Annotated in this window: 14 protein-coding genes; 1 reads left to right on the forward strand and 13 read right to left on the reverse strand. The window is 67.1% G+C overall.

From position 1 onward, the window contains the following. Positions 1-20 precede the first annotated feature (20 nt). From nudB to QE399_RS01085, 11 genes are all read right to left on the reverse strand, one after another. Complete coding sequence (gene nudB, locus QE399_RS01035) at positions 21-494, reverse strand: dihydroneopterin triphosphate diphosphatase (protein WP_309825473.1); 474 nt, start codon at positions 492-494, stop codon at positions 21-23. Between the two features lie 203 nt (positions 495-697). After that, positions 698-3340: a cache domain-containing protein gene (locus tag QE399_RS01040; RefSeq protein ID WP_309825475.1), complete on the reverse strand. Its 2643-nt coding sequence runs from the start codon at positions 3338-3340 to the stop codon at positions 698-700. A gap of 221 nt (positions 3341-3561) precedes the next feature. Continuing rightward, the gene (aspS, locus tag QE399_RS01045; protein ID WP_309825477.1) at positions 3562-5364 is read right to left on the reverse strand and encodes an aspartate--tRNA ligase; all 1803 of its coding nucleotides are present in this window, start codon (positions 5362-5364) and stop codon (positions 3562-3564) included. Between the two features lie 80 nt (positions 5365-5444). Beyond that, a complete protein-coding gene (locus QE399_RS01050; RefSeq protein ID WP_309825479.1) occupies positions 5445-6068 on the reverse strand; it encodes a DUF502 domain-containing protein in 624 nt (207 codons plus the stop codon). A gap of 26 nt (positions 6069-6094) precedes the next feature. Continuing rightward, on the reverse strand, positions 6095-6406 hold the full coding sequence (locus QE399_RS01055) for an FmdB family zinc ribbon protein (RefSeq protein ID WP_309825480.1): 312 nt from the start codon (positions 6404-6406) through the stop codon (positions 6095-6097). Positions 6407-6588: 182 nt separating this feature from the next. Next, positions 6589-8037 (reverse strand): high affinity choline transporter 1, encoded by a 1449-nt coding sequence (locus QE399_RS01060; protein ID WP_309825483.1) that lies wholly within the window; start codon positions 8035-8037, stop codon positions 6589-6591. A gap of 70 nt (positions 8038-8107) precedes the next feature. Then, a complete protein-coding gene (gene ubiB, locus QE399_RS01065; protein ID WP_309825485.1) occupies positions 8108-9673 on the reverse strand; it encodes a ubiquinone biosynthesis regulatory protein kinase UbiB in 1566 nt (521 codons plus the stop codon). After that, positions 9670-10251 (reverse strand): hypothetical protein, encoded by a 582-nt coding sequence (locus QE399_RS01070; protein ID WP_309825488.1) that lies wholly within the window; start codon positions 10249-10251, stop codon positions 9670-9672. Before QE399_RS01070 ends, ubiB begins: the two co-directional genes overlap by 4 nt. A 78-nt stretch (positions 10252-10329) precedes the next feature. Continuing rightward, positions 10330-11355 carry a Tim44 domain-containing protein gene (locus tag QE399_RS01075; RefSeq protein WP_309825489.1) on the reverse strand — a complete coding sequence of 342 codons (1026 nt, stop codon included), beginning with the start codon at positions 11353-11355 and terminating at the stop codon, positions 10330-10332. Positions 11356-11391: 36 nt separating this feature from the next. After that, complete coding sequence (gene ubiE, locus QE399_RS01080; protein ID WP_309825491.1) at positions 11392-12123, reverse strand: bifunctional demethylmenaquinone methyltransferase/2-methoxy-6-polyprenyl-1,4-benzoquinol methylase UbiE; 732 nt, start codon at positions 12121-12123, stop codon at positions 11392-11394. Between the two features lie 148 nt (positions 12124-12271). Then, positions 12272-12700 (reverse strand): gamma-butyrobetaine hydroxylase family protein, encoded by a 429-nt coding sequence (locus QE399_RS01085; protein ID WP_309825493.1) that lies wholly within the window; start codon positions 12698-12700, stop codon positions 12272-12274. A 226-nt stretch (positions 12701-12926) separates the two neighbouring features. Between QE399_RS01085 and QE399_RS01090 the strand changes: the two genes are divergently transcribed. Then, complete coding sequence (locus QE399_RS01090; protein WP_309825495.1) at positions 12927-13928, forward strand: GGDEF domain-containing protein; 1002 nt, start codon at positions 12927-12929, stop codon at positions 13926-13928. 7 nt (positions 13929-13935) lie between these two features. Here the strand turns inward: QE399_RS01090 and QE399_RS01095 are convergent, their stop codons facing one another. Next, on the reverse strand, positions 13936-14424 hold the full coding sequence (locus tag QE399_RS01095; RefSeq protein WP_309825497.1) for an HIT family protein: 489 nt from the start codon (positions 14422-14424) through the stop codon (positions 13936-13938). A 2-nt stretch (positions 14425-14426) separates the two neighbouring features. Beyond that, positions 14427-18341, reverse strand: a complete 3915-nt coding sequence (locus tag QE399_RS01100) for a DUF3683 domain-containing protein (RefSeq protein WP_309825499.1) — start codon at positions 18339-18341, stop codon at positions 14427-14429. Positions 18342-18488: the final 147 nt, after the last annotated feature.

An 18488-nucleotide genomic window follows, 5' to 3' on the forward strand; every position in this document is an offset into this window, starting at 1 on the left:
CACGCCCGCAGGCCAGGCGCTCAGCGCGGCGCGAGGGGCGTGAAGCGCGGCAACATCAGGCAGGCCTCCGCGTTGGAGGGCGAGAAGCACGCCAGGGCCGCCTCGCGCCAGGGCAGCCAGCGCCACTGCACATGCTCCCGCGGGCTCAGGCGGACGGGCGTGCCCTGCGGTACGCACAGGCCGAACAACCGCTCGCGGTTGCGCTCCACCCCTGGCGCGTAGCGGTGCAGCCACTGGGGCCAGATGTCGTAGACATTCTCCAGGGCCCAGTCGGTCAGCACGCATTCCTCCGCCCGCGCGTCGATGCCGGTCTCTTCCCCGACCTCGCGCACCGCGGTGGTCGCGAACGGCTCGTCCAGCGTGTCCTTGCTGCCGGTGACCGATTGCCAGTGATCGCCGCCATCCGCCCGCTCGAGCAGCAGCACTTCCAGCGCTGGCGTGTGGATCACCACCAGCACCGATTCGGGAATCTTGAAAGGCCGAGGCAACGTCATGCTTTCAGCGCTGGTGGACGATCCCGCGGAAGGCGCGCAGCGGGAATTGCGGGCCGGCATGCCAGGCGCGGTGCACAGCGGCGAGTCCCGCGTGACACCCGCGCCGCGACGCCGCAGGCCGATCACGCATGCGGCCCGTCCGCAGCATCCCCGCATCCCGGTGACGCTCCAACGCGATGCGCTCCCAGGTCGCCACGGGCGCTTTATGCCGCGGCCAGCAACGCATCCATGTCCTGGGGAACCTGGTCATCCAACGCCCCCTGCGCGCACTGCTGCAGCCACGGGTCGGCAATGCGGCACAGCATGCCCTTGCCCGAGCCACCGCCGGCTACCGGCAGTGCCGCCACCGCGTCGATCAGCGAGGTGCCGGCGGCCCGGCCCTGCATGCCCACGCTCTGCAGTTCGCGCCGGTCCAGTTCGAGCATGGGGCCCAGCACGTCCACCCGCATCGCGAATTCGCGGGGGGCTCCGCCTTCCGGCGCCACCCGGATGACGACCATCTGGCGTTGCGGGTCGGCGGCGCGGGAGGGCATGGCCCGCCCCGCCGTATCCATCACCATGCTGCGCAGATCCACGACGGAGCAGACACGCGGGCCGATCTGCGCCAACCCGAGGAACGGCGGCGAGAAGCTGCCGGCGCCGAGCACCGCCACATCGGGCGCAGCCGCGACGACGTGCCGCGCATCCACGCCCAGCCAGTGCCGCCCGACCAGGAAAGTCGCCATCTGCACCCGGTGCGCCGGCTCGACATGCGCGAGCGGCGTGTGCGCGTTCAGCGCCTGCGCCGCATCCGCGCCTGCGCGCTCCTCGCACAGGTGGCGCAGCACCAGGCAACCGAGGCCGTGGTCGTAGCCATCGCTCGTGCGGAACTCCCGGTAGCCCTGGCCACCGGAGCGGCCGATGCCGTACAGATGGCCACCGGCCGACACGGCATGGCGCCCCTGGGCGCTGGCGCTCCAGGCCGCCGGCACCAAGGCGTCGGCTCCCGCTCCCACGGTGCAGACGCAGCGGCCCTGCCCATCCACGAACGCCAGGCGGTCCGCGACGGCTATGCCCACGGCGCAATCCGCGAGGATGGACTGCATCTGGTTGGCGGCATCCCAGACGATGCCGATCCCACCCAGCACGCTCCCCGTGCCCGCTCCTTCCGTCTCCCGCACAGCCGCGGAGTACACGAAGGTGGGCGACGGCCCGTAGAAGCGGCTGGTTTCGTAGGGGCTGACCACGTAGGCCTGGCTGTCCTGCAACCGCAGGCACTGCGCCACCCAGGCCTCGTCCAGCACCGTGCCCACGTGGTGGGCCTGGTCCGGACGGGAGACGGCGACGACGCAGCCGCGCCGGTCGAACAGGACCAGGCAGGCATAGACCGTGTACAGCGCGTTGATCTCCGCCAGCACCGCCGTGGCCTGCTCGCAGCCCCCCTGGCCCCGCGCGAGCGAGCGGCTGAACTGGGGCGTGAGCGCCCACCACCGACAATCGTTGGCACGCTCGTAGAGATTGCGATCCAGGATCTGCATCGCCAGCGAGGACCGGCTGTCCGCATCGCGCAGCAAAGAGCGCATGACCACACCGTACAGGTCCTGCAGTGCAGCCGCGAAGGCCTGGGCCGTCTTGCGTGCGGTACTGCCGATCTCGGACAGCAGCGTCTTGGCGAACAGCAGCTCGCGCGGAGCCACATCGTGGCTGGACGCACCGAGCTGGTTGAGCTCCAGCAAGCCGTTCCACACGGAGCGCTCCAGCGCCGACTGGATGGCGGCAGAGCGGGCAGGAATGGCCCGCAGCTCCTGCGACAGCAGGTCGGCGTGGCCCGACAGCTCGGCGGCCAGCGCAGTACGGGGCGCGCCGTCGTCCCCCTCGCCGTCCTCGTCGAACGCGGTATCCAGGGGCAGCAGGGCGAGCCCGCGCCAGCCCGGGCCGACGTAGCCCAGGAAGCCCTGGGTGTCGCACACCGACATCAGATAGCGGCGGCCGCCGTGGCGCACAGGGCGCACGCCCTGCGCCGCGGCCTCCTCCAAGCGCCAATCGTGCGGCAGCTGCAGCGGGTCACTGGACAGCAATACCCGCCCTTGCCGGTCCACCAACGCCAGCACGGCATCCCGGCCGGGGCCGGCCTGTGCGGTGCCCTCCTCCCGGGCCGAGCGGAAGATGGCCGCCATCTCGTCGGCCAGCTTGAACTCCAGGCACAGCACCCCCACCGTGCGTCCTCCGGCGGCGACCGCACGGGCATAGACCAGCGTGCGTTCGGCCACACCACTGAAACCGTGCACGGCATGGTGCTCCACGTACGCGTCCTGGCTGTCGAGCACGCTGCGCAGGAAACGCTGGTCCTGGCGGCAGGCGTCTGCACTGCCGGCCTCCACCGGGTGAAGGCAGGCGCACAGCAGACCCGCCGTATCGAACAGGTAGATGTTGCTGTAAACGGTGTACTTGCTGGCGTATTCGCGCAGCCGCGCTTCCATGGCAGGGCGATGCTCCGGCGCGGCGTCGCTGAGGTAAGCAGCCACTTCGCCATCGGTGGCGAAGAACCCGACGTCCGCGGTGCGTTCGAACAGGTTGCGCACGAGGACGTCGATGCAGACCTGCGCGCGGGCCTGAAGATCGTCGAGCCGGTTCTTCAGGGCCTCGCCGGCCAGCCCCCGCATCAGGTCCGTCGACAGCGCAGCAAAGTCGTGCCGCGCCCGGGCCAGGTCACCGCCTGCGGACGCCTTGGTCGAGAGCAGGGACAGCGATGACAGCAGGGCCAGATGGTCCCAGGTGTTCTCGACCAGCCGCAGTTCCTGCCGCTGATGGAGCACGGCCGGCATGTAGCGCAGCCAGAGCTCGGGTGATGACAGGGTATGGGGCACGACGGCGTCCTTTCACGGCAGGACGATCCCTGCCGACGGTACAGATCGTAAGCAAAAGCAAATTTTGCACCAGTACGCCCCCCATCCAGATTGCCGGGACGCTTTCCTGGCGACCTGATGCAAGGACTCGCACGCAGCCCCGCATCAACGGCACAAACGAAAAAAGGCAGGCCCTCGGCCTGCCTTTCTTCGTGGACGGCCGCCGCAGCGGCCACAGGGACTCAGCCCGCCTTGACAGCGTCCGGATTGCGCAGACGGATATGCAGTTCGCGCAGCTGCTTTTCGTCCACGGGCGAGGGGGCCTGCGTGAGCAGATCCTGGGCGCGCTGGGTCTTGGGGAAGGCGATCACGTCCCGGATCGACTCCGCACCGGTCATCAGCGTGATCAAACGGTCCAGGCCAAAGGCCAAGCCGCCGTGCGGAGGGGCACCGTATTGCAGTGCGTCCAGCAGGTAGCCGAACTTGGCTTGCGCGTCTTCCGGCGTGATCTTGAGTGCCGAGAACACCTTGCTCTGCACGTCGGCCCGGTGGATACGCACCGAGCCGCCGCCCAGTTCCCAGCCGTTGAGCACCATGTCATAGGCCTTGGCGATGCACTGGCCCGGATCGGTGTCCATCAGATCCTCATGCCCGTCCTTGGGGCTGGTGAAGGGATGGTGCACAGCCGTCCAGCGGCCCTCTTCCTCGTCGTGCTCGAACATGGGGAAGTCCACGACCCACAGCGGTGCCCAGCGGTTCTCGAACAGCCCGCTCTTCTTGCCGAATTCGCTGTGGCCGACCTTCAGGCGCAGCGCGCCGATGGAGTCGTTGACGATCTTTTCCTTGTCGGCGCCGAAGAAGATCAGGTCGCCGTCCTGCGCGCCCGTGCGCTTCAGGATCTCGGCAATGGCTGCGTCGTGCAGATTCTTCACGATGGGCGACTGCAGGCCGTCACGGCCCTTGGCCACTTCGTTGACCTTGATCCAGGCCAGGCCCTTGGCACCATAGATCTTCACGAATTCGGTGTAAGCATCGATCTCGCCCCGCGAGATCTGTGCGCCGCCCGGCACGCGCAGGCCGACCACGCGGCCGCCCTTGGTGGTGGCGGGCGCGGAGAACACCTTGAAGTCCACGTCCTTCATCACTTCCGTGAGCTCGGTGAATTCCAGCTTCACGCGCAGGTCGGGCTTGTCGGAGCCGAAGCGGAAGGCCGCGTCCTGGTAGGTCATGATGGGGAATTCGCCCAGGTCCACGCCCAGCTGGGTCTGGAACACCTCGGTGATCATGCGCTGGAAGATGGCGCGGATCTCTTCTTCGTTCAGGAACGAGGTTTCGCAGTCGATCTGCGTGAACTCAGGCTGGCGGTCGGCGCGCAGGTCTTCGTCGCGGAAGCACTTGGTGATCTGGTAGTAGCGGTCGTAGCCGGCCACCATCAGCATCTGCTTGTACAGCTGGGGCGACTGGGGCAGCGCGAAGAACTGGCCGTCATGCACGCGACTGGGCACCAGATAGTCGCGCGCGCCTTCGGGCGTGCTCTTGCCCAGCATGGGCGTCTCGATGTCGATGAAGCCTTCCTTGTCCAGGAAGTTGCGCACCTGGATGGCCGTCTTGTAGCGCAGCATCATGTTGCGCTGCATGTGCGGGCGGCGCAGGTCCATCACGCGGTGCGTGAGGCGCGTCGTTTCCGACAGGTTCTCGTCGTCCATCTGGAACGGCGGCGTGACGGACGGGTTCAGCACGTTCAGCTCGTGGCACAGCACTTCGATCTTGCCGCTCTTGAGGCTGTCGTTGCTGGTTCCCTCGGGGCGCGAACGCACCAGGCCCTTGACCTGCACGCAGAATTCGTTGCGCACGCCTTCGGCGGTCTTGAACATCTCGGCGCGATCGGGGTCGCAGACCACCTGCACATAGCCTTCACGGTCACGAAGGTCGATGAAGATCACGCCGCCATGGTCACGGCGACGGTTCACCCAGCCCGACAGGGTGACGGTTTCGCCCAGGAGGGCTTCGGTCACGAGACCGCAGTAGTGGGAGCGCATGGCCATGGTTCAGATCTTCCTGCGCTCCAGCGAGCGCGACACAGGGATGCATTCCTGGCGCGCCACCGGCGCGCTGGAACAGGGTTTCACTTGGGTTCGGAGGGGATGGCGGTATCCGGCGGAGTGACCACGCCCATCGACACAATGTACTTGAGCGCAGCGTCCACGCTCATGTCCAGTTCGACGCAGTCGCTCTTGCGCAGCATCACGAAGTAGCCCCCGGTTGGGTTGGGCGTGGTGGGAACGTAAACGCTCACGAACTCGTCGCGCAGGTACGCGGCCACCTCGCCGCTGGGTGCGCCCGTGATGAACGCCACCGTCCACACGCCTTCGCGCGGCCATTGCACCAGCACGGCCGTACGGAAGGCGTTTCCGCTTTCAGAGAACAGCGTGTCCGACACCTGCTTGACGCTCGAGTAGATGGAACGCACCACGGGGATGCGGCTCACCAGGGCATCGCCCCACTCCACCAGCTTGCGGCCCGCGAAGTTGCTGGCCAATGCGCCCACCACCAGCAGGATGGCCAGCGTGAGCAGCACGCCGAAGCCGGGAATGTGGAAGCCCAGCAGCCGGTCGGGCTGCCAGGAGCCTGGCAGGATCTGCAAGGTCTGGTCCAGCGTGCCGATGATCCAGTTCAGGACCCAGGCGGTGATGACGCCGGGGACGATCACCAGAAGGCCCGTGAACAGCCATTTGCGCAAAGCGGACATGCGAGTGGAGTGAGTGAAGGAGGGGGTCAGGCAGCCGTACTGGACGGCGTGGAGGACGCTGGCGCGGCAGCGGGCGTGGGCGCAGCAGCAGCGCTGTCGCTGCCACCGGCGGGCGCATCGGCCGCCGGTGCCGCAGCGGGCTTGGGAGCGCTGCCGCTGTTCTTGAAATCGGTGGCGTACCAGCCCGAGCCCTTGAGGTGGAAGCCGGGGGCCGTCAGTTGCTTGGAGAACGCAGGTGCGCCGCAGGCCGGGCAATCGGTCAGGGGCGCATCGGAAATTTTCTGCAGCACGTCCTTGGCATGGCCACAGGCGCCGCACTTATAGGCATAAATAGGCATCGGATGCTTGCGCTACAGGAAAATGCAAAACCGCTGATTATAGGTGGCAGCCTCTGCAGCCAGACGGCGCGCGGATCACCCACACCGCTGCTGCCACCGGTCAACGGCGAACCGTGCGATCGCGGGGGCCTTGAAGAGCGCGACGCGGCCTGCGCATCGCCTCTGCAGGGTTCATGGCAGCGTCAGATCGTCCCTGCCGGGGCGGGACGGTGCGGTGTGCGGGTGTTCTGCACCCACTGCGGCAGCAGCGAGCCTGCGACCATGCCCACCACGGCCGCCAGCACCCCGGCCAACTGCGCAGGGAACACGGCGCCCCAAGGCATCGCCAGGCCGGCGAGCCAGGAGCCGATGCCCAGGATCACCGCGCACACGGCGCCCTGGGTGCTCGCGCGGCTCCAGTACAGGCCGAACACCAGCGGCACGAACGCACCCACCAGGGGCACCTGGTACGCGCCGGACACCAATTCGTAGATGGGCGTTCCTTCCATCTTGATGGAGTACATCAGCACCGCCAGGCTGAAGACCAGCACGCTGATGCGCATGGTCAGCAGGTTCTCGCGGTCGCTGGAACCCCGACGGAACTGGCGCCAGATGTTCTCGGTGAAGGTCACGCTCGGCGCCAGCAGCGTGGCGGACGCACACGACTTGATGGCCGACAGCAGGGCGCCGAAGAACAGCACCTGCATGACGAACGGCATCTTCTCCATCACCAGCGTGGGCAGCACCTTCTGCGGGTCTTCGGCCAGCAGTTCCTGCGCCCGCTCCGGCATGATGATGAGTGCGCTGACCACCAGGAACATGGGCACGAAGGCGAACAGGATGTAGGCGCTGCCACCGATCACCGTGCCGTGCGTGGCCGCCCGCATGGAGTTGGCCGACATCACGCGCTGGAACACGTCCTGCTGCGGAATGGAGCCCAGCATCATGGTGATGGCCGCCGCAAAGAAGAACACGATGTCGTGCAGCGTGGGCTCGGGCCAGAATTTGAACAGATCGCGGCTCACCGCCAGATCGAGGACCTTCCCGGCCCCGCCCGCCATGTCGCCTGCGAAAAAGGCGAGGACCATCAGCCCCACGACCAGGATGATCATCTGGAGAAAATCGGTCACAGCCACCGACCACATGCCCCCAAACAGGGTATAGGCCAGGATGGACACGACGCCGATGGTCATGCCGACGGGAATGCTGACGGCGCCGCCGGACAGGAGGTTGAACACCAGCCCCAGCGCTGTGACCTGGGCCGATACCCAGCCCAGATAGCTGAGCATGATGATGAGCGAACAGGCCACCTCGATGATGCGGCCGTAGCGCTCACGGTAGTAGTCGCTGATCGTCAGCAAGGTCATGCGGTAGAGCTTGCCGGCGAAGAACAGGCCCACCAGGATCAGGCACATGCCCGCGCCGAACGGGTCTTCCACCACGTTGTGCAGTCCGCCTTCGATGAACTTGGCCGGCACGCCCAGCACGATCTCCGAGCCGAACCAGGTCGCGAAGGTCGTGGTGATGATCATGAACATCGGCAGGTGGCGGCCCGCGATGGCGAAGTCGGTCGTGTTCTTCACCCTTCGGGCAGCGACCAACCCGATGGCGATGGTGACCAGGAGATAAACGATGACCAGCGTCAACAGCACGGCATGCTCCTCGATGTCGCGAAGTGGTGAAAAAGAGAACGGTAGAGAGAGAAAGCGGCGACAGCGCGGGCTAGAAGACCCGGATGCGGATCAGCAGCTGCATTGCCAGCAAACCCAATACAAAACCCATGCCACCGTAGACCAGGCTCTGCAGCAACTGGTTGGTGCGTTTCTGGGCCGCCAGGAGCTCGTGCAGCTCCCGGTTCGGGCCCTGGGGCTTGTCACGCAGGTACGCATGCAGCAGGCGCGGCAGCTCCGGCACCATCTTGGCGAAGTGCGGCGCCTCTTCCCGCAGCTCGCGCAGGAAGCGCTGCGGGCCGAGCTGCTCAAGCATCCACTTCTCAAGGAAGGGCTTGGCTGTGCTCCAGAGATCCAGTTCCGGGTCGAGCTGGCGGCCCAGGCCCTCAATGTTGAGCAGCGTCTTCTGCAAGAGCACCAGCTGCGGCTGGATCTCCACGTGGAACCGGCGCGAGGTCTGGAAAAGGCGCATCAACACCATGCCCAGGGAGATTTCCTTGAGCGGGCGGTCGAAGTACGGCTCACAGACGGCACGGATGGCGGACTCCAGGTCGTTGACCCGCGTGTGCGCCGGCACCCAGCCGCTTTCGATGTGAAGCTCGGCCACACGCTTGTAGTCACGCCGGAAGAACGCGGTGAAGTTCTGCGCCAGGTATTCCTTGTCGAACTCGGTGAGCGTGCCCACGATGCCGAAGTCGAGCGAGATGTAGCGTCCGAACGTTTCCGGCTCCAGGCTGACCTGGATGTTGCCGGGGTGCATGTCGGCGTGGAAGAAGCCGTCGCGGAACACCTGGGTGAAGAAGATGGTGACGCCGTCGCGCGCCAGCTTCGGGATGTCGACGCCTGCGCTGCGCAGTCGCTCGATCTGGTTGATCGGCACGCCCTTCATGCGTTGCATCACCATGACCTCGGGGTGGCAGAAGTCCCAGAACACTTCCGGCACCAGCACCAGTTCGAGGCCTTCCATGTTGCGGCGCAGCTGGGCGGCATTCGCAGCCTCGCGCACCAGATCAAGCTCGTCGTGCAGGTAGTTGTCGAACTCGGCCACCACCTGCCGTGGCTTCAGTCGCTTGCCGTCCGCCGACAGGCCTTCGACCCAGCCCGCCATCATGCGCATGAGGGCCAGGTCCTTCTCGATGACCGGCAGCATGCCCGGACGCAGCACTTTCACGGCCACTTCGCGCTCGATGCCCTGGCGGTCGCGGATGACGGCGAAGTGCACCTGCGCGATCGAGGCGCTGGCCACGGGAACGCGGTCGAACGACACGAAGATCTGGTCCAGCGGACGCCGGAAGGCACGTTCGATGGTCGCAACGGCCACCGCCGGATCGAACGGGGGCACCCGGTCCTGCAGCAGAGCCAGTTCATCGGCGATGTCCGGCGGCATCAGATCGCGGCGCGTGGAGAGCACCTGGCCGAACTTGACGAAGATCGGCCCCAGCCGCTCCAGCGCTTCGCGCAGCCTCCGGCCCCGCGGGGCATCCAGGTTGCGGCCGACGGAGATGATCCGGGCGAGCAGGCGCAGCCAGGGTTTCTGGAAGCTGGTCAGTACCAGCTCATCCAGCCCATAGCGCAGCACCATCCAGACGATGGTGAAGCCACGGAAGAAGTGGCTCATGGCGGCGAACGGTCCGGAGCGGAGGCGCTGTCCACGCCGGTGCCCGCCGCGCCCGGCGCCATGCGTGCGCCAACGAAGCGCCGCAGGGCATCCGCCGCGCGGCGCGCCACGGAGCCTACGGCGTGGGCCGGGGCATCGCCGATCACGCGGGCCAGGTCTTCCTCGACGTCCCAGCGCACATGGTCCACCAGCCAGTGGATCTCGGCCGCCAGCTGCACGTCGCCTTCGATGCGGATGGCCGGCTTCTCGCCCCGCAGAGCGGTCTGGGCCAGGGCCAGCGGCGAGGTGTCGGTGATTTCCAGCAACAGGTCGGGCGTTCCGCCTTGGGGAGCCAGGTCCAGCAGCCCTGCCGGGGTGATCTGCAGGGCCATGGAATACGCCCTCCACTGCACCCTTGCCGTCCGGCCGCGCTGGCGGACCAGGCGGTCCATGGCCTCGCGTTCCTGCATGAGCACATGGTTGAGGAACAGCACGACGCGGTGCTGCACCTCATGCACCAGCCACTGCGGTGGCTGCGGACCACTGGCGATGCGCTCGAAAAGCCCATCCAGCAAAGAAAAAGGGGACTGTGTTGCCATAGTCCCCGATTATTCCCTGAACTGGGCGGACACCGGAGGCTTTTCCCTCCCGGCGCCACGACCAAATAGGCGGCCGCGTTACTGCAGGGCCTGCACGCCTGCCACCAGCCAGCCGCTGGAGCCGCTCTTGGGCTTGGTCATGTTCCACACCTCGCGGAACGGGCTCGGGCCTGCCGAAGGCTCTTCGCGGATCATGCCGGAGAACTCCACGCTGGCCATGTAGGCATCGCCCAGGTCCTCGATGCCCAGCAGTTGCGCCTCCAGCATGACCACGTCAGTGTGGTTGGGCTGGCTGGCGTCGCGGTGCGACTCGCGCTCGCTGAGCTGGGTGCGGATCTCGTCCAGCATGCCGTCGGTCATCATCGAACGCAGGGTGTTGATGTCCGAGCGGTCCCACGCAGCCTGCAGCGTGGTGAAGTTGCGCTTGGCAGCCGCCAGGAAACCGTCGGCGTCGAAGCCATCCGGAACTCCCCAGTTCTGCGAACCGGCCAGAGCGGAGCCGATCACCACGCCCGAGCTGGTGCCGCCCGCAGGCCGTGCAGCCTCGAAGGCAGTGGCATTGCGTTCCCAAGGGCGGGCCGAAGCGTCGTTGCCCACGTTGGCGGGGCTGTACTGGCGTGGCATCTGCGGCTGCACAGGCGATGCGCCTGCGCCCGCACCCGCACCCTGGAACGCGAAGGGCGACGCGTTGCCGCCCGCGGCAGCGGATTTGCGCGAACGCATGATCATGCCGATGACCGCAAAGGCGGCCAGGGCCAGCAGCGCGATCAGCAGGAAGTTGGCGAAACCGGCGCCCAGGCCGAGCGAGCTGGCCAGCCACGCCAGGCCCAGGCCTGCGGCCAGGCCGCCGAGCATGGCGCCCCAGGGCTTCTTGGGCGCAGCGGCTGCGGGGTTGGCGGCCGGCGTGGCCGGCTTGGCCGCGGCGTTGTTCGTGGCGGCGTTCTGTGCCGGCGCGCCCGGGGCGGCAGGCGGGTTGGCTTCACGCTGGGTGACGTTGCTCGACTGCTTGCCCACCGACTTGCCGCCACCCATGCGACGGGCGTCGGCGTCGGTGTGGGCCACCGCGAGCAACGCGACGAGGACCAGGGACCATAGTTTCATCATGTCAATCTCCAGCTACTTGTTGCAGCCCTTTGGGCTTCAGCACTTGATTCCAACATGCAAGGCCACGATGCCGCCAGTCATGTTGTGATAGTCCACATGTCCAAAGCCATTTTGCTGCATGAGGGCTTTGAGCTCTTCCTGGCCCGGATGCATGCGGATCGACTCGGCCAGGTAGCGGTAGCTGGCGTCGTCGCCGGCAACCATCTTGCCCAGACGCGGCAGCACCTTGAACGAATACCAGTCGTACGCCTTTTCCAGGGGCTTGGCAATCTTGGAAAACTCCAATACGAGCAGACGCCCACCCGGTTTGAGCACACGGCACATCTCGGCGATGGCCGCGTCCTTGTGCGTCATGTTGCGCAGCCCGAAGGCCACGCTCACCACATCGAAATGCGCATCGGGGAACGGCAGGGCCTCGGCATCGCACACCAGCGTGGGCAGCACCACGCCGGCATCGATCAGACGGTCGCGGCCGACGCGCAGCATGGCCTCGTTGATGTCGGTATGGACCACACGCCCGCTGGCGCCCACCTTCTTGGAGAAGGCCAACGACAGGTCGCCCGTGCCGCCCGCAATGTCCAGCACCTGGCTGCCCTCGCGCAGGTTGGCCACCATCACCGTGTAGGCCTTCCAGGCCCGGTGCAGGCCCGCCGACATCAGGTCGTTCATGACGTCGTACTTGGAAGCCACCGAGTCGAACACGCCGCGCACGTGGCGCGCTTTGTCTTTCTCATCGACCGACTGGAAACCGAAATGCGTAGAGCTCATATTGAAATCCTAGGCCGGACACGGCCAGCGGTACAGCGACAACCCCGCGCCCGCCCGGGGCTTGGTGCAGGAGCAACGCTGCGAGTGGAACAAATGAAAGAAAGGGAAGCGAAAGGCCACAGCCCCGACGCCGCCAAGCGATGAGAGATCAATGGCCGCCGCAGCCGCCATGCCCGTGGCTGCCATGGCCCTTGCCCGGCATGGGCGCATCGCGGTCCAGGCCGGCGGCCGCCAGGCGGTCGAGGTACTCCGCCCACAGGGCAGACTCCTTGCTGCCCAGCTCGTAGAGGTAGTCCCAGGTGAAGATGCCGCTATCGTGGCCATCCGAGAAGGCCGGGCGCACCGCGTAGTGGCCCACGGGCTCCAGGCCGGTGAGCGTGACGCCGCGCTTGCCCGTCTGCAGCACCTCCTGCCCCGGACCATGGCCCTGAACCTCGGCAGACGGCGAATACACGCGCATCAGCTCGAACGGGATGCGGAAGGACGCTCCGTCGGAGAATGCGACCTCCAGCACGCGGGAAGTCTCGTGCACCGTGATCGATTGCGGAGTGGGCGTGCCTGCGGTCAAACCTGCCATGGGAATGTCACCTGTACCTGTTGTCTGAACGACGGGAAGAGAAGCGGGGGGAGCATTGTCCCACTGTGCTCCCGCTTGGCGCCCACGCCACAGCCCGGGAGCGTCTGAATTGACCCCCCGCGCCGGTGCGGTTACCTTTGGATGCATACATCCCCTACCGTTCTTCATGGCTGGCACTTCGGCATCTCCTGCGCACAGCAAGCTCGCACACAAGGCGTTCTGGATCATGTCACGGCGCGTCACCGTGGTGGCGGCCGGCGTGGACCTCGCCCTGCTGGGGCTCTTCACCGTGCTGGGTTCACCCCTGCTCGCCTGGCTCAATGTGCTCAGCATGGCCATCTACGCTGCGGCCTACTGGCTCCTGCTGCGGCGCGCCAACCTGGCCGCGCTGGTGCTCATCTGGCTCGAGGTGACGGGCCACGCTGCGCTCGGCACCTGGCTCATCGGGTGGGACAGCGGCTTTCACTACTACCTGCTGATGTTCATTCCCGCCATCACCGTCAGCGCCGGTCGGCAGCTGCGCCCTGCCCTGCTGCTGCTGGCGCTGTTCCTGTTTTACCTCGGGCTGCACGCCGTGTCGCAGCACTTCGGCGCCCAGGCACCCCTGGGCGCGCGGGGGCTGGCCGTGGTCCACGGTTTCAACGTCGCCGTGGTGTTCTGCATGGCGGCCTACACGGCACGCTTCTACTACGGCACGGTGCGCCGGGCAGAAGAGCAACTGCAGGCGCAGGCCGCGACGGATCCGCTCACGGGGCTGTCCAACCGGCGCAACCTTATCGCGCGGGCGGAGCGCAGCCTTGCGGACGCCCGGCTCACGGGCCGGTCTACCGCACTGGTGATCGCAGACATCGACCATTTCAAGCAGATCAACGACCGTTACGGCCACGATGCAGGCGACCAGATTCTGGTGGCCATCGGGGCATTGCTGCTGCGCGCCAGCCGCGCACACGACGTGGTGGCCCGTTGGGGCGGGGAGGAATTCCTGATCCTGCTGCCGGACACCTCGGCAGAAGCGGCCGAGGCCCTGGCGGAACGCGTGCGCAGCGCGGTGGCCGCACGCTCCATGCACCATGCCGGCGTGGCCATCGATGCCACCCTCTCTCTGGGCGTGACGGCGGTGCAGCCGGGCGAAGCCTTGTCGAGCGCCATTGCGCGCGCCGACCGCGCCCTGTACCGCAGCAAGGACACCGGACGCGACCGCGTGACGCTCGCCGGCGAACTGAGCTGATCCGCCCTCAGCCCAGCCGGCCGAGCGCCTCGGCCATGGCCTTCTCGGCCGCGGGCAGCCGCGCCACCACCTGCGCCTCGTGCTCCGGCACACGCTCGCGCAGCGCCGCGGCCCACACCGGCGCCGGGAAGTGGCTGTCCCAGGCAAAGCGCGCAATCACGTGCCAGTGCAGGTGCGGGACCATGTTGCCCAGGGCCGCCAGGTTGATCTTGGCAGGCTGCAGATGGGACCGCAGCGCGCGCTCGACCGCACACACCGCTGCCAGGCAGTGCGCGCGATCGGCATCGGACAGATCCGAGAGTTCCGCCACGTGCGCGCCCCACACTACGCGATAGAAGGCGGGGAAGCCCGCCTCGTCGGCGCGGATCACGCGCAGGCGCTCACCGCGCCAGACCAGCGTGCCACCATCCGCCTCGCACAGCGGGCAGGCAGGGGCGCCGCGCGCCGCCTCGGGAAGCACCGGGGACACGGCCGTGCCGAGCGTGGTGACCGACATGGCTACACCAGCACCCGCTCGATGCCGCCCGCATTGGCGCGCTGCACGTATTCGGGCATCCAGTTCTCACCCAGGATCTCGCGCGCCATCTCGACGACGATGTAGTCGGCTTCCAACAGACCGTTCTGCAGGTCGTCCTGGTACCGATTCAGGCCCTGCAGGCAGCTCGGGCAGCTGGTGAGGATCTTCACGTTGTCCTGCAGGCCCACGGCGCCGCTGGCGCGCAGCGCGGCCTCGCCCTTGCGGATCTCTTCTTCCTTGCGGAAGCGCACCTGCGTGGAGATATCCGGCCGCGTCACGCCCAGCGTGCCGGACTCGCCGCAGCAGCGCTCGCTCTTGGTCACCTGCGGGCCGACCAGCGCCTTCACGGTCTTGACCGAGTCCTGCAGCTTCATCGGGTTGTGGCAGGGCTCGTGGTACAGGTAAGCGCCATTGCCTTGCAGCGTGATGCCCTTCTCGAGCAGGTATTCGTGGATGTCGATGATGCGGCAGCCCGGGAAGATCTTGTCGAACTGGTAGCCCTGCAGCTGGTCGTAGCAGGTGCCGCAGCTGACCACCACGGTCTTGATGTCCAGATAGTTCAGCGTGTTGGCCACGCGGTGGAACAGCACCCGGTTGTCCGTGATCATCTTCTCGGCCTTGTCGAACTGGCCGCTGCCGCGCTGGGGGTAGCCGCAGCACAGGTAGCCCGGCGGCAGCACGGTCTGCACGCCCGCGTGCCAGAGCATGGCCTGGGTCGCCAGGCCCACTTGGCTGAACAGGCGCTCCGATCCGCAGCCGGGGAAGTAGAACACCGCCTCCGTCTCGGCCGTGGTGGCGGCCGGGTTGCGGATGATGGGCACGTAGTCCTTGTCCTCGATGTCCAGCAGCGCGCGCGCCGTCTTCTTGGGCAGGCCACCGGGCAGCTTCTTGTTGACGAAGTGGATCACCTGCTCCTTGATGGGCGCCGTGCCCACCGTGGCCGGCGGATGAGAAGTCTGGCGGCGGCCCACGGCTCGCAGCAGGTCCACCACGGCGCGCTGGGCCTTGAAGCCCACATCCACCATGGCCGAGCGCATCAGCTTGATGGTGTCCGGGTTGGTGGCGTTGAGCATGGTCATGGCCAGCGCATTGCCCGGACGGAAGGTCTTCTTGCCCATCTTGCGCAGCAGGTTGCGCATGTTCATGGTCACGTCGCCGAAGTCGATCTTGACCGGGCACGGCGTGTAGCACTTGTGGCAGACGGTGCAGTGGTCGGCCACGTCCTCGAATTCCTGCCAGTGCTTGATCGACACGCCGCGGCGCGTCTGCTCTTCGTAGAGGAACGCCTCGACCAGCAGCGACGTCGCCAGGATCTTGTTGCGCGGGCTGTAGAGCAGGCTGGCGCGCGGCACGTGCGTGGCACACACCGGCTTGCACTTGCCGCAGCGCAGGCAGTCCTTGACCGAATCGGCGATGGCGCCGATGTCGCTCTGCTGCATGATCAGCGACTCGTGTCCCATGAGGCCAAAGCTCGGCGTGTAGGCGTTGGTCAGGTCCGAGAACATCAGCGATTCACGCGCCGAAACGGCCGCCCGCGCTTTACCAGCCTGCGCAGCGTGCTCTTGATTGCGTAGCAACTTGCCTTTGTTGAAGCGGCCTTGCGGGTCCACGCGCTGCTTGTAATCCGCGAACGGCTGCAGTTCGTCGTCTGTCAGAAACTCCAGCTTGGTGATGCCGATGCCGTGCTCGCCCGAGATCACGCCGTTCAGGCTGCGGGCCAGCACCATGATGCGCGCCACGGCTTCATGCGCGGTCTGCAGCATGTCGTAGTCGTCGCTGTTGACGGGCAGGTTGGTGTGCACGTTGCCGTCGCCGGCATGCATGTGCAGGGCCACCCATACGCGGCCCTTGAGCACGCGCTGGTGGATCGCCACGGTCTCGTCCATCACCGGCTTGAACGCTGCGCCGGCGAAGATCTTGGCCAGCGGCTCGCGCAGCTGCGTCTTCCAGCTGGCGCGCAGGGTGTGGTCCTGCAGTTGCGGGAACAGCGTTTCGACATCGCGCAGCCAGCCGGCCCACAGGGCGCGCACCTCACCCACCAAAGCCACGGCCTGGGCCACACGGTCTTCCAGCAGCTCGGCGGACGGGATTTCATGCGCGTCGTCCTGGCGGCCCAGCGGCAGGTTGCCGCGCAGGAAGAAGTCTTCCAGTGCGTCGCACAGCTTGAGCTTGTTGCGCAACGACAGTTCGATGTTGATGCGCTCGATGCCGTCGGTGTACTCGGCCATGCGCGGCAGCGGAATCACCACGTCTTCGTTGATCTTGAAGGCGTTGGTGTGGCGGCTGATGGCGGCCGTGCGCTTGCGGTCCAGCCAGAACTTCTTGCGCGCCTCGGGGCTGATGGCGATGAAGCCTTCGCCCGCACGCGAATTGGCGATGCGCACCACCTCGCTGGTCACGCGCGCCACGTCGTCGGCGTCGTCGCCGGCGATATCGCCGAACAGCACCATCTTGGGCAGGCCGCCGCCATGCTTCTTGCTCTTGGTGGCGTAGCCCACCGCCTTCAGGTAGCGGTCGTCCAGATGCTCCAGGCCCGCGAGCAGCACGCCCGAGCGCTTCTGCTCGGCGAACATGAAGTCCTTGATCTCGACGATCGAGGGCACGGCGTCCTTGGCGTTGCCGAAGAACTCCAGGCACACGGTGCGCGTGTGGCTGGGCATGCGGTGCACCACCCAGCGCGCGCTGGTGATGAGGCCGTCGCAGCCTTCCTTCTGGATGCCCGGCAGGCCCGACAGGAACTTGTCCGTCACGTCCTTGCCCAGGCCTTCCTTGCGGAAGGTGCGCCCGGGGATGGCCAGGCGTTCGGTGCGGATCGGCGTCTTGCCATCGGCTTCGAAATACTGCAGCTCGAAGGTGGCCGTTTCCACGTCGTGGATCTTGCCCATGTTGTGGTCCAGGCGCGTGACCTCCAGCCACTGCGCCTCGGGCGTCACCATGCGCCAGCTGACCAGGTTGTCCAGCGCCGTGCCCCACAGCACGGCCTTCTTGCCGCCCGCGTTCATGGCGATGTTGCCGCCGATGCACGAGGCCTCGGCGCTGGTCGGGTCCACCGCGAAGACGAAGCCCGCGCGCTCGGCCGCATCGGCCACGCGCTGGGTCACCACGCCGGCTTCCGTCCAGATGGTGCCCACTTCACCCTCGATGCCCGGCAGGCGGCGCATCTCCACCTCGGTCATGGCTTCGAGCTTCTCGGTGTTGATGACCACGCTGCGCCAGGTCAGCGGAATCGCGCCGCCCGTGTAGCCGGTGCCGCCGCCGCGCGGGATGATGGTCAGCTCCAGCTCGATACACGCCTTGACCAGCGCGGCCATCTCGGCCTCGGTGTCGGGGGTGAGCACCACGAACGGGTACTCGACGCGCCAGTCGGTGGCGTCGGTCACGTGCGACACGCGCGAGAGGCCGTCGAACTTGATGTTGTCCTTGGCCGTGTGGCGGCCCAGGCGCTTTTGCACCTGGCGGCGCAGCTGCGCGGCCAGGGCGAAGGTGACGTCGAACTCGGCGATCGCACGGCGCGCGGATTCGACCAGCTCGCCCACCAGGCGGTCGCGCTCGGCGTCTTCGCCCGGCGTGCGGCGCTTGCCGATCTCGGACAGGCGGTGCTGCAGCGCATCCACCAGGGCTTTGCGGCGGTCGGGGTTGTCCAGCAGGTCGTCCTGCAGGTAGGGGTTGCGCTGCACGACCCAGATGTCGCCCAGCACTTCGTACAGCATGCGGGCGGAGCGGCCGGTGCGGCGCTCGCGGCGCAGCTGGTCGAGCACGTCCCAGGAGGCGGAGCCCAGCAGGCGAATGACGATTTCCCGGTCGGAAAACGAGGTGTAGTTGTAGGGAATCTCGCGCAGGCGGGCGGGCTCGGCCGCCTGCGCCTGCAGGGTAGCCAGCGCTATCGGAACATTCATGGGGGTCAACCTGGGTCGGGCGCGTGGGACGCCCTTGGGCCTCGGGGCCGCGATTTTAAGCCAGCCCCCGCCGGGCTGCCGGACGCCTCAGGGGGGACGCCGCCCGGCCGGCCGCGGCCCTGGGCCAGCCGGCTACCGTTCAAAAAT

It is taken from the genome of Paracidovorax wautersii, from assembly GCF_031453675.1.
In the GTDB taxonomy this organism is placed as follows: domain Bacteria; phylum Pseudomonadota; class Gammaproteobacteria; order Burkholderiales; family Burkholderiaceae_C; genus Paracidovorax.